This window comes from Moorena sp. SIO4G3, from assembly GCF_010692305.1.
GTDB lineage: Bacteria > Cyanobacteriota > Cyanobacteriia > Cyanobacteriales > Coleofasciculaceae > Moorena > Moorena producens_A.
Window position 1 is genome coordinate 1 of sequence record NZ_JAAHIG010000275.1, and the last position, 12006, is coordinate 12006.

16 protein-coding genes are annotated in these 12006 nt (G+C 42.5%); 9 read left to right on the forward strand and 7 right to left on the reverse strand.

Annotated elements, in window-relative coordinates:
* The 3 genes from F6J99_RS32565 to F6J99_RS32575 form a co-directional block, all read left to right on the forward strand.
* A partial coding sequence (locus F6J99_RS32565) for an ABC transporter ATP-binding protein (protein ID WP_293119234.1) occupies window positions 1-693 on the forward strand: 693 nt, incomplete at its 5' end.
* Between the two features lie 121 nt (window positions 694-814).
* The gene (locus F6J99_RS32570; protein WP_070390963.1) at window positions 815-1645 is read left to right on the forward strand and encodes an ABC transporter permease; all 831 of its coding nucleotides are present in this window, start codon (window positions 815-817) and stop codon (window positions 1643-1645) included.
* Between the two features lie 108 nt (window positions 1646-1753).
* Window positions 1754-2641: a glycosyltransferase family 2 protein gene (locus F6J99_RS32575; protein WP_293119236.1), complete on the forward strand. Its 888-nt coding sequence runs from the start codon at window positions 1754-1756 to the stop codon at window positions 2639-2641.
* A gap of 309 nt (window positions 2642-2950) precedes the next feature.
* Here the strand turns inward: F6J99_RS32575 and F6J99_RS32580 are convergent, their stop codons facing one another.
* Window positions 2951-3673: an SDR family NAD(P)-dependent oxidoreductase gene (locus F6J99_RS32580; RefSeq protein WP_293071848.1), complete on the reverse strand. Its 723-nt coding sequence runs from the start codon at window positions 3671-3673 to the stop codon at window positions 2951-2953.
* A 176-nt stretch (window positions 3674-3849) separates the two neighbouring features.
* On the opposite strand from F6J99_RS32580, the gene F6J99_RS32585 reads away from it, so the two are divergent.
* The 3 genes from F6J99_RS32585 (at window position 3850) to folK (ending at window position 4948) form a co-directional block, all read left to right on the forward strand.
* Window positions 3850-4017 (forward strand): transposase, encoded by a 168-nt coding sequence (locus F6J99_RS32585; RefSeq protein WP_293119238.1) that lies wholly within the window; start codon window positions 3850-3852, stop codon window positions 4015-4017.
* 161 nt (window positions 4018-4178) lie between these two features.
* A complete protein-coding gene (locus tag F6J99_RS32590) occupies window positions 4179-4304 on the forward strand; it encodes a hypothetical protein (RefSeq protein ID WP_293051591.1) in 126 nt (41 codons plus the stop codon).
* 122 nt (window positions 4305-4426) lie between these two features.
* Complete coding sequence (gene folK, locus F6J99_RS32595) at window positions 4427-4948, forward strand: 2-amino-4-hydroxy-6-hydroxymethyldihydropteridine diphosphokinase (protein ID WP_293119240.1); 522 nt, start codon at window positions 4427-4429, stop codon at window positions 4946-4948.
* A 95-nt stretch (window positions 4949-5043) separates the two neighbouring features.
* Here folK and F6J99_RS32600 read toward each other — a convergent pair whose 3' ends face one another.
* The 4 genes from F6J99_RS32600 to clpP all read right to left on the reverse strand — a co-directional run bounded on the left by F6J99_RS32600 (window position 5044) and on the right by clpP (window position 6933).
* Window positions 5044-5508: an NUDIX domain-containing protein gene (locus F6J99_RS32600; RefSeq protein WP_293119242.1), complete on the reverse strand. Its 465-nt coding sequence runs from the start codon at window positions 5506-5508 to the stop codon at window positions 5044-5046.
* Window positions 5509-5852: 344 nt separating this feature from the next.
* Complete coding sequence (locus tag F6J99_RS32605) at window positions 5853-6041, reverse strand: hypothetical protein (protein ID WP_293051589.1); 189 nt, start codon at window positions 6039-6041, stop codon at window positions 5853-5855.
* A gap of 31 nt (window positions 6042-6072) precedes the next feature.
* On the reverse strand, window positions 6073-6291 hold the full coding sequence (locus F6J99_RS32610) for an ABC transporter permease (protein WP_293119244.1): 219 nt from the start codon (window positions 6289-6291) through the stop codon (window positions 6073-6075).
* Between the two features lie 39 nt (window positions 6292-6330).
* A complete protein-coding gene (gene clpP, locus F6J99_RS32615; RefSeq protein WP_070390968.1) occupies window positions 6331-6933 on the reverse strand; it encodes an ATP-dependent Clp endopeptidase proteolytic subunit ClpP in 603 nt (200 codons plus the stop codon).
* A gap of 718 nt (window positions 6934-7651) precedes the next feature.
* Between clpP and F6J99_RS32620 the strand changes: the two genes are divergently transcribed.
* On the forward strand, window positions 7652-7792 hold the full coding sequence (locus F6J99_RS32620; protein WP_293098696.1) for a hypothetical protein: 141 nt from the start codon (window positions 7652-7654) through the stop codon (window positions 7790-7792).
* An 894-nt stretch (window positions 7793-8686) separates the two neighbouring features.
* Here F6J99_RS32620 and F6J99_RS32625 read toward each other — a convergent pair.
* On the reverse strand, window positions 8687-8821 hold the full coding sequence (locus F6J99_RS32625) for a hypothetical protein (protein ID WP_293119246.1): 135 nt from the start codon (window positions 8819-8821) through the stop codon (window positions 8687-8689).
* Here F6J99_RS32625 and lpxD point away from each other — a divergent pair.
* Together lpxD and F6J99_RS32635 are read left to right on the forward strand one after the other, a co-directional pair.
* On the forward strand, window positions 8820-9863 hold the full coding sequence (gene lpxD / locus F6J99_RS32630; RefSeq protein WP_293119248.1) for a UDP-3-O-(3-hydroxymyristoyl)glucosamine N-acyltransferase: 1044 nt from the start codon (window positions 8820-8822) through the stop codon (window positions 9861-9863). The two genes, F6J99_RS32625 and lpxD, sit on opposite strands and share 2 nt — an antisense overlap.
* A gap of 431 nt (window positions 9864-10294) precedes the next feature.
* A complete protein-coding gene (locus F6J99_RS32635; protein WP_293119250.1) occupies window positions 10295-11080 on the forward strand; it encodes a hypothetical protein in 786 nt (261 codons plus the stop codon).
* A gap of 131 nt (window positions 11081-11211) precedes the next feature.
* On the opposite strand, the gene F6J99_RS32640 is transcribed toward F6J99_RS32635, so the two are convergent.
* A complete protein-coding gene (locus tag F6J99_RS32640; protein WP_293119252.1) occupies window positions 11212-11799 on the reverse strand; it encodes a peroxiredoxin in 588 nt (195 codons plus the stop codon).
* Between the last annotated feature and the right edge of the window lie 207 nt (window positions 11800-12006).

Sequence of the window (12006 nt, forward strand, 5' to 3'; positions counted from 1 at the left end):
TTAAAAGATCTAAATCTCAACATCAATAAGTCTGAATTCATCAGTCTGGTTGGACCATCGGGATGTGGTAAGAGTACCCTGCTACGCATCATTGCTGGACTAAGCACTATGAGTTCGGGAAACATAGAATGGAGCGATCGCGCCCACCAAAAGGAGATAGCTTTTGTCTTCCAAGAAGCAGCACTAATGCCTTGGGCAACGGTAATGGGAAATGTGCGATTGCCTCTTAAATTGGCTAGGGTCTCTAAAAAAGTTGCTGATCATGCTATTAAAGAAGCGCTCCAATTAGTTGGACTGGAAAGTTTTGCCCAATCCTATCCCCGTCAACTATCCGGTGGCATGAAAATGCGAGTCTCTATTGCCAGAGCTCTTGTTACTTCTCCCAAGGTATTGCTGATGGATGAGCCGTTTGGAGCTTTGGATGATATCACTCGTACTAAGCTTAACCTGGAGTTACTTGATTTGTGGAGTAAAAAACACTGGACTGTGGTTTTTGTGACTCACAATATTTATGAAGCCGTATATCTATCCAATCGGGTGGTAGTAATGGCAGCTCGTCCAGGTCGAGTAGTGGCGGATATAACTATTGATGAACCATCACCACGTAACGAACAGTTTCGTACATCCTTAGTTTATACCAAATATTGTCAGAAGGTGGCTGAGCAGTTGTCAAAAGGGATGAATTATGAGTGATAATTTATAAATTATTAGATTATTATTTAGACATAACTGATAAATTATGATTATCAAAAATATGACTATAAATTTTAAAGCTATAATTTTACAGCTATATTAAACGGTATCTAATAATTTTATGAAAAAAAATAAAGCCTTGGTTCTGGGAAAGCTAAAACTGAACCATTTGCTGTCTATCGATATTATAGCCCCTGTGGCAGTGGGAATCCTGGTGTTTCTGGTGTGGGATATATCTGTTCGAGTGACTAGTACGCCCTCCTACATATTACCAGGTCCTTTGCTAATTATCAAGGTATTAATTAGGGACTGGAACAGTTTATTTCAGCCATTGCTGATCACCATAAAAATCACTGTAGCGGCCTTTATAACAGCAGCAGTTTCAGGCTTGCTAATTGCCATGTTAATGGCTCAGAGTAAGTGGATTGAAAAAAGCTTATATCCCTATGCAGTAGTTCTGCAAACAATGCCTATTGCTGCGATCGCGCCTTTAATTATTATTTGGCTGAGGAACAATACCTTCGCTGCTTTGGTAATTTGTGCTTGGATTGTAGCATTCTTCCCGATTATTTCTAATACGACGTTTGGTTTAAATAGTATCGATTCCAACTTAAGTGACCTGTTCCGGCTTTACAAAGCATCTCGCTGGCAGACAATGCTGTATCTGCGATTACCAAGTGCTTTACCCTATTTTTTAGCTGCATTACGTATTAGTGGTGGATTAGCCTTAATCGGAGCAGTAGTAGCTGAGTTTGTTGCCGGTACAGGCGGTGCTAATTCAGGAATTGCTTATCAAATGCTAATTGCTGGCTACAATCTCGAAATTCCCCGGATGTTTGCTGCTTTGTTTATGATTAGTAGTCTAGGTATTTTGATTTTTGTACTCTTGACCACCTTATCCAACTTGGTTCTGGGGCAATGGCATGAAAGTTCTCTCAGAAGAGATAATTGATCTGATAATTAAGATAATTGATCTGATAATTAATAGTGATAATTAATAAGGAACCAGCTATAAACCTTAATCTTTTCAGCGATTCGATTTCGATAGAGTCAGAGAACTATGCCTGATAAAAATAAACCCCTAGTCAGCATTATCATTCCAGCATACCAAGCCGAAAATACAATCGCGCAAGCTATCAAAAGCCTTATAGGACAGACCTATTCAAACTGGGAGGTGGCGATCGGTTCGGACGATGGAGTAGACTACTTATCCTTGCTATCTCGCCAAGGTATTAACGATCCGCGATTGAAACAAGCATTTACAGGAGGGTGTGGCAGTGGAGAAGGTCCCGCCCGCAACACAGCGGTAGCAATTTCTACTGGGGAGGTGATTGCCAACCTAGATGCTGATGATGCCTATGAACCAAACCGTCTAGCAGAAATGGTTCCTCTGGCCATGACCTATGGTGCTGCAATCGACAACACTGGCGTGTACAACACTGACCTAATTATTTACAAGTGTCCATTCCGCGATCGCACCACGGTTACCTTTGCTACGGCGGACGACATCCTCAAACCTCGTGTGCCTTTTTTCCCAGTTTTCCGCCGGAAATTTTTGGGTCGAGGTTGGACTAAAGTTCCCTTTGCTGCCGACGTTATGTTCAATCTTGAGCTGTTAAGCCGAGTTGGAAAGATAGCAATCCATCCTCAGCCCCTTTACCAATACTACAAGCGTCAGAATTCTATCACGCAATCAGCGACAGCTTTTGAAACTGCTCAACTAGCCTATCATAAAATTCTGGCACTGCTGGATGCTGGGGAACTTGATCTTACTGAAGATATCCGCAGCGCAGCCACAGAGGAGTTCTCCCAAAATCTACGCCTCAATCGCGTGTTCCGTCAGTATATGCAGTCGGGACGCTGCCAAAATCTTGAGGAATTTCTCGATATGACCGAGAACGGACATGCTGACTGGCTCAAGTCTGAATTGGAAATGGAACAATTGTAATTTCTCAATTCCTAATTCTCAATGCAATGGGGAAGCTTGACAAACCCAGACGCAATCGCGGGAAATATCCTATCTTTTAATATGATGTTATAGTTAAGATGGTTCAGGAATTTTTCCATAACTTGATTACTAATTGTATCAGTCATTATGGAGAAAACGGAACCATCCCTTTTCCCCATCAAGTTCAGGTGCCATCCCCTTAAACATTTCTGCCACCCCAACTCACTGAGAACGTGGCTATGGTTAAAAATACAGTTAAAAATACAGAGGCGATCGCCCCGCCAGCTATTTAACTAAATAATATATTAACTAAATATATTGACCACCATCCAGCGTAATCGTGCTACCCGTTAGAAAATCTTGTTCGAGTAAAAACAGGGCGCTGTCCGTTACTACTTTGGTATTTCCAGGGATGTTTAATGGAATAAACTTACGGGCATAATTTTCCATAAAAGCTTGAGGGTCTGGGTCACCTGGAGGTTCGAGAATTTGTCCCAGCGCTAAACCATTTACTGTAATGCGGGGGGCTAATTCCAATGCCATAATTTTTGTCATATCCCACAATCCCCGTTTAGTAATTCGATAGGCAAAATGGTTAGTATCTGGCTTGGCAATACCAGCATCGTTAATATTAATAATTTTGCCATTCCTATTTTGGGGAAGTTGCTTGGCAAACTCTTGACTGAGTTGGAAGGGGGCACGAAGGTTAATGGCAAAAATTTTATCCCACAAAGCGACATCAGTCTGGGCAAATAGATCTTCTTCTGGGAAGATAGAAGCGCTATTAATCAGGATGTCGATTTTTCCAAAGGTTTCAACTGCTTGAGGGATAATAGTGTCTGTGGCCACGGGGTCGGCGAGATTAGCGGAGTAGGTAATAGCTCGCACTCCCAAGGACTCTGCTTCGGCTTTGACTTCAGCAGCTGCATCAGCAGAGCGTCCGTAATGAATAAAGACATCGCACCCAGCTTTAGCAAGAGCGATAACAAGAGCACGCCCTACCCGAATGCCACCCCCAGTTATAAGGGCCACTTTTCCCCTTAAGTCCATTGTGTTACTTAGATGATTTCTATTATCAAACCAGAAAACAAGCTTTCTGACCAAAAACAGGAGACCACAAGCCCCAAGTTTCTAATTTACCTTCCGCACTGTGAAGTGCATAAGGTATATCATGAGTAAGTTAACACAAACAAGGAGGTAAAGCAAGCATGTTGGTACTGGCATACAAGGCTGTAGTCAAAAAAACTCAAGCTAAAGCAATAGATGAAGCTATTCGGACATCTCAATTTGTGCGCAATAAAGTACTTAGATACTGGCTCGACCATCCCCGTGTTGCTAAGAAAAAGCAACACCACTTACAATACTCAATTATGTAGTGAATATGGATTTTCCAAATACCTGAAAAGCCATAATACAGCCAAGAAAGATATTAAAGGCTTCCAATGAAAAATTTGCAAAAAGAAGAAGGGGTTATCGGGTACGAAAAAAGCTCGTGAAGTTTATGCTCCCAAGCATGATTGAGTAACAATAAAAAGGAATGAACACACCAAGAGACGCTTCCCGTAACGGCGTTGCCAGAAACGTACTTGAAACTAGAATCCCCAGCCTTCTAGGCATGGGGAGTCTCAAAAACCCCCATACAATAGAACAGGTAATGGGTTAAACCACTTTGGGAAGGGTGAATCTTCTCGTCAATGCAACATAAGTGATAATCAGTCCCATTGAGGCGTGGTCTAAAGCTGCTGTGTCAACCGATGAAGGTCGATGGTCTATAACTCTGGAAAATTGGTAACCACAAAGCTTTCATTGAGCGCGATCGCTCTTGGCAGTAACCTGGGTGACTCTCGTGCCATTCTAGAAGCTGCCCTCAGAAAACTCGACCAAACCCTAGGCGTTACCGTAAAATTCTGTTCTAGTTGGTATAAAACTGCACCAGTTGGACCGCCACAAGCTGATTATATCAATGGTTGTGCCCTTTTGGAAGTGCAACTAAGTCCCCAGAAATTGCTAGAGACTCTGCTAGGAATTGAACAAGAGTTTGGTAGAGTCCGTCAGGAACATTGGGGACCACGAACCCTAGACCTAGATTTACTTTTATTTGATGATTTGATTCTACAGACACCTGAGCTCCAAATCCCTCACCCGCGTATGAGACAGAGAGCTTTTGTGCTAGTTCCCTTGGTAGAAATTGCTCCTGATTGGGTAGAACCAGTCTCGGGACAGAGTATTTTCCAACTCGTTCAAAAGCTAGACTGTTCTGGAGTTAAGTTGTTGTCTGATACTTCGCTAGTAGGTTTTACCAAGTAATTGCTGCTCTGAGAAACCTACTACAAAAATCAGTAAAATCTATCTAGGATTAATTTAAGCAATATTGCCAAATAAAAATTCTATATGTGGCAGACTTAATCAAGTTGCCTTTGCAGATAATCCTCAATCAACACGCGAGTATAGGTATTGAGGGGATACTCCATTGCCTGTTGGGGAGTAACCCATACCCATTCCTCAATTTCTTCGTTGGGCGTTATCGTTTCGCTAGCAGAGAATGCATAGTAGTTGACCATAATGAAATGGGCTTCTCGGAGAAAGTTAGAGTCTAGCACCGCTTCTTGTAACAACCCAAAGCTCACTTGGGTTAACTCTAGACCAACTTCTTCTCGAAACTCCCTTAGAAGTGCCGATTCTAGGGTTTCGCCCCATTCTACTTTACCTCCCGGTACACCCCATAAACCCTTCCACTTAGTAGTTTTTACAATTAACACTCTTCTACTAGGATTCACAACAAGTGCCCCTACAGTAGTCAAGGGAAACTGCTTCTGCACGGATACTGGTTTGATTGTGGTTTTATTTGGTGTGCTTTTATTTGGCATCGCTTTGCTTAGCTGATCCTTCCCCAGTCTTATGTAACACATCGATAGATTTTAAATTAGTTTCCTATTACCAGAAAACCTGGATTGCTTATGGCTAAAATTGTCTCATACTTTTAACTATTCAACGTGATTTCGATAGAACTCAGGTGTCGGTAGATTTAAGGAGCTTCGAGCCAGAAGCCATGAGTCATTATCATTGATAAAATCAATTTTTTCGATAATATAATACAGAATTTAACGTCGTTAAATTCTGTATTATAACCAATAATTATGAATTCTTATCCTGACTCCTGACTACTGTCTCATGGATTGGAGTCAAAACTTCTTAATTTCTGTCATCGAACTCAGGTTAAGATCATATTCATCACACCAATACCGCCAACTAGTAGGGAAATACCAGCAATCGCTGCCAACATCAGCGCTGCCAAAATAAGCGTCAATGCTCCTGTGAGGGTATTGACAATTTCCAAGACATCTTTCTGGCTCTGGACACCAAAATTATCTTCACCATTAATTTTGTGCCTAAGCCGCAATAGATTTTCAATCGCTCACCAACCGATTGTTCTACTTCAGGTCTAGTTCCGAAATAAATTGCCCCTTGGCTACCTCAAAGCTACGAACTGAAAGAAACTCCCGAGTAGTTCCCATAAGCTGGGAATTACTATTTCGGTTACGGTAGGTGATTAACTGCCGATTGTTAATTTCGGGAGTCACTTCAGTAATAGTCCGGACTTGGTTAGCGATCGCTGTAGCATCTCCCCAAACTAACGTCTTAGTTGACACTCCCCGTCTATGGGCGAGCAGGGAGTGTCAACTAAGACATTATTGTGTTGGGAGAGGGGTTGCTATGGGACGTCGCTCAATGACCTGGTCGATTAAACCATAGTCCTTAGCCTCAGTCGCTGACATAAAGAAATCCCGCTCGGTATCCTCCTGAATCTTTTCCAGTGGCTGACCGGTATGTTCTGCTAAATAATTGTTTAGCTGCTGCTTGTGGTACAGGATTTCTTTTGCTTGGATTTCTATATCGCTTGCCTGTCCCTGTGCTCCTCCCAGTGGCTGATGAATCATAATCCGGGAGTGAGGCAAGCTCATGCGTTTACCCTTAGCACCAGCACTGAGTAAGAAAGCCCCCATACTAGCTGCTAGTCCAACACAGATAGTGCATACGTCCGGAGCAACTTGATTCATCGTATCGAAAATGCCCATGCCCGCAGTCACTGAACCGCCAGGAGAGTTGATGTACAGGTAAATATCTTTTTCCTGGTCATCGGCTTCTAGAAAGAGTAATTGGGCAACCACTAAGTTAGCTAAGTCAGAATCAACCTGTTGTCCGAGGAATACAATGCGCTCTCGCAACAAACGAGAGTAAATGTCAAAGGCACGTTCGCCACGACCGGATTGCTCGATAACTGTAGGAATCATAAAAAATAAGCGTGAAATTTGCAAACCCCGTGTATGGGCGACTGGGGAGGAAAAACAAAGGAAAAGGGCGGTTAAAACCGTCTTGGAGCTAATGTGGGGAGAACAGATGCAGTTCATACCCGTTCCTGTTAACAGCCTTCATAGCCTATCGAAGCAGAACCTCATGTTTGCCTCGCGGCTTGTTATCGGTAGGTACTATCCTGTCAGAATGTAGAATGGCACTGTCTTACCCCTTGTAGGACTGTTTAAGGATCTGGTTAATCAGCTTCGGACTGTCATTCCATCCTAAGGTAGGAACTTTCACCCTTGCAGATAACCTAGACTTCCCATAACCTACAGCAGGTCTTAGGCTGGTCAGCTATCTTCCATGACTAGGCTAGGGAGTCCTGTCTAGGCAAGAGTGGGGTACTGACCCAAGGTGGCTGCTAGATTGGTTTTTCTTTACATTGTAGCGACTAGCAAACTGTTGCTTTGGTTCTAATCTCGGCTACCCCTAATCTATTAAATTACACAGAATGATTTAGAATCAACCCTTTGCACTGTGCCAGTCACTGAGGCGGAACATATAACTTGGCACTTATATGGTTGCTTAAATAAACTGGTAGAGTTAATTCCCTTCACGGGTGTATCAATTTTTAGAAAGTTCGTATCTCAGTCAAGTAGCATCGTTTCCGATTGTTTCACCAAGACTAAATATTAGGAATGAGGAGTGTGGCTCGTGTTTAAGAAAGTTTTTCAGGCGCTTACTATCACAATATTGCTTAACTTACTAGTCTATCTTAGTCCACCAGATCCTCAACAGTCTGATGGTTTACCACAGTTACAGGAAACCCCAAAAGTTTTATCAACTTTACTATAGCACCACCAGACATGATTGATTAGTCATTAGTCATTAAACTTTCGAGGTCTTAATTAGTTCCATCTATAGATGGAACTAAGAAACTTGTAGACTAATGACTCAATCATCCAAGGGCAATCGGAGTCATGGATTAAGTTAATCCCCAGGAAAACCCAATCTAAGTGACATACTCCTACACTAACTCTGCTCTTACAGAGCCGCTCCGCGAACGAGTGAGCGTGTAGGCTTCTTGCCAACTCCACCCAACGGTATCGGCTTTCGCCGACGCTGCGCGAACGGATACGTAGGCTTGCTTTATTAACGACACGGTCAGAAGTTACCGCATTCAGAGGGTCGCCTTTATGGTTAGTCGGCTATGCATAAAAGAGGTGCGACCCGTGGCGAATTTAATAATTAGATGCGGAAAGCGCACCTTTGGTTAAAACTTTATGATTAAGGCTCCACTCTTCTAAGGTTTCGTCTCCGGGATGCCCCTCCGCACGCCTTACAATACAATAAGTTCTATTTTTAAGGAACGTAGGTGTCTGACTTGCCCAGAATTTAAGGCCTTTGGCCACGCTTCGCGAACGGCTTTGTTTATCAGTAAATATATTATAGCAATTTTATAATACCCTGTGCAAAAGAAGCCCCACACCTAATGCTATGCATTAGGTGTGGGGCTTCTTTTGCCGGACAGCTAAAAATATGCACGAAACTGTATTTTACTGGTGTTCGGTATCCGTGGCAGATCCATGCGTTTTAGCGGTGCGACCCGTGGCGAATTTAATTCTTAATAGGTCAAGCGCACCGGCGAGGTTTTTCGCGCTTCGTGTACTAGCATGCGCATTACGCTCGTTATTAAATAGGGCAGTACCGACGAATCCTGCCTGTGCGCTTTCTACACACTTAAACATATTATACACTAAAAGTCCCCCGCTTATGGGCGTTAGCGTAGCGTGGCCAAACGCGCCCCGCGTGGCCTTTTGGCCAAGGCCAGGCTTGAAACCCAAAATTTTGGTCAAATTCCACACCCACCCATTGCCGAGCCATGAAATTTAGTCTTTTAATAGAAAACCTGGGTAATACAGCGTCTTTGTGCCATAGCCTGAATAGCGATACAGAGCTTAACCCTGAAATTACCGGAGTTGCTCCCATCGATAAAGCCACCCCAGGCACTCTCAGTTATATTGAGGGACCCAAGTTTGCCCACATGGTAGAAAAAACCCAGGCGAGTGCCTTAATTTTGTCTCTGGATGAAGCATTACAGGCAAAAGCGACAGAAAGAGGTATTGCTTGGGTAGGGACATCTGAACCGAGATTGCTATTTGCTCATGCGATCGCATGTTTCTATCAACCTTTTCAACCAGAACCAGTCATCCACCCCAGTGCAGTGATTGACCCAGATGCTCAGTTAGGAAATGATGTCTATATTGGACCCAACGTCGTAATTTTAGCAGGGGTAAAGATTGGCAATCAGGTTTGTATCCATCCTAATGTAGTAATATATCCTGAAGTAGACATAGGCGATCGCACTGTCTTACATGCCAACTGCACTATTCATGAACGGAGCCACATTGGTAACGATTGTGTAATTCATAGTGGTGCAGTCATTGGTGCTGAAGGGTTTGGCTTTGTGCCAACCCCCCAAGGGTGGTATAAAATGCAACAGTCTGGCTACACGGTCTTAGAAGATGGGGTGGAAGTTGGCTGTAACAGCACTATTGACCGTCCAGCGGTTGGGGAAACCCGCATTGGACGCAACACTAAATTAGATAATTTGGTACATATTGGTCACGGCTCCGAGGTGGGACAAAACTGTGCCTTGGCAGCCCAAGTCGGATTATCTGGAGGAGTCAAAGTGGGTAATCAAGTGCTGCTGGCGGGTCAGGTAGGAATTGCGAATCAAGTGAAAGTTGGGGATGGAGCAATTGTGACCGCTAAATCCGGAATCCACAAAGATGTAGAACCCGGAAGTGTAGTGTCTGGCTATCCTGCTATTTCCAACAAACTCTGGCTAAAAATATCTGCCATCTACAATCGGCTTCCAGAAATGTATAAAATATTGAAGCAACTTCAACGAAACCTCAAATAGAAAAAATAAATAACAAAAGTAAAAAAACTGACTAATCTTTGCTGTGCCTTTTGCTCTGATTTCAGAACAGTAAGTAATTAAGCTTACTTGAACAGACCCCTTTCCAAAATCTTCATATTTGAGATTAGCTTATGGAGAGATAAAAATCTGAATTTGTCAAGGTTATAGTTAATCGTTTCTTCTCGGAAACTTAATGAATAAATATCCAAATATAAATAGTTTGTAAAGATTACCTAGATACATTGACTTTTAATGAAACAACCGTGTAAAAATTTACACAATACGTTGATGATTCATTAGACGATCATCAAACTGATCAGATTAATCAGGGTGTTAATACGGTTGGTGCTCATGTCAAAAGTTAAGATTGCCTCTGATTTTTCTGGAATCATCGTCGTTTCAACTTTTAGCGTTCTAGAAAAATTAATTTTATGTCCACGTCTCAAATGCCAAAACAGTCCACCTTGAGAAAAGAAATTAACTATCTGGTTGATTCGTCTAGTTTTTCTAGTGCTGAGCAACCAGTTAAACTAGTTAATGGTGGCTTTGAAGAAGGACTCAAAGGGTGGCAAAAGCTAGGACCAGGTGGGATCAAAAGAGCTAGTTTTGGCATTACTCCAACAGAGGGAGAAAAGCAACTTTTACTCAGAACTAGCAATACCGAAGTCACCAGAACAGGTCAGCCAAAAGCCCCATCAGCCTCTAAACTGGAAGAGTTTTTATACCTGTCCACAGGAACTCTCGATTGTATTGCCCAGAAAATTTTAGACACCGTTGGCATATTTGGTACTTCTAGCAAGGTAGTCAGAGGTGCTGCTATCCAACAAATTATTACCCCTGGTGTTGGTGATACCTTAAGCTTTGATTGGAATTTTCTCACCAATGAAGACGTGGGAGATCAGGCTATTGTTGCCGACTTCGCTTTCGTTTGCCTTAGTTCTCCCAAGTCCCAAATTGTCTATGAATTAGCTAACCCCATCCTAGGAGTTTTTAGTCAAGCACCGAACAACTTTTACCACCAAACCGGATTTAAAACATTTACTCATACCTTCACTACACCTGGAACCTACAGCCTAGGCTTTGGTGTTGTGAATGAATTGAGTAATCAAACTCAGTCTGGACTAATCATTGACAATGTTCAGCTAACCAGCGCTACTGTTGATGATCCGGCTTCAGTACTCAGTCTGCTTTCAGTAGCCTCCTTTAAGCAAGCTTAAATAGGAGTTAGGCACTCAAGCTATATGTAGAGCTATATCTAGAAATGAGTTGATTTGGTTAAACTCTATCTATAGATATTAGACCAGAGATATTAGACCAGAGATTAGACCTGATCAATGCATAAATCTTGTTAAAGCTTAATCCTTAGTGGGAAATCAACCCACCAAGGAGTAGAAATTAACTCATCCAGGCTAGCCAGTACTTCGGTGCTATGAATTGCTGGTCTTACACCAAGGAATATTTTCCGTAGAATTCCTTCTGGATCAATGATATAGGTATGGCGTAGGGACATAATACCTAACCAAGAACCATAAGCCTTGCTGACAGAGCCATCGGTGTCAGCTAAAAGTGGGAACTGTAAACCCTCTGAGTCACAAAACTCGGCGTGAGAATCGACATCATCCACGCTCACCCCTAGGATCTGCACATTTCTCTTTATGTATTTGGGCAAATCTTGCTGAAATCGCTGAGCTTCCAAGGTGCAACCACTAGTAAAGTCTTTGGGATAGAAATAGAGTACCACCCACTTACCTTTATAATCCGAGAGGGACACCTGACCCTTACCAGTATTGGTTGGTAGGGTGAACTCTGGTGCGGGTTTATTGAGAGGAGGTTGTTTGCCACCGAGAGCATGGGCAGGGTTGGGAAAATTTATCCAAGCTAGCAAAACGATAAAGCTAGCCAACAGACTGCTGAGAAATGCGCGACGAGAGATCATGATGAAAACAGGAAATTATGCTTCACATAAGTTTACATTATTAATCAACTAAGACTTTATAAACAATTCATCTCGGTTGGCTATGCAGATAATTGACATTTAGCCAATAATTTGTTACATTTTTTAATATAAACGGGCTACACAGAGTAAATTAGCGGAGCAAAGAACAATGTCCAATCAAGAGTCTAACGAAGCCAAGTTCGGTTA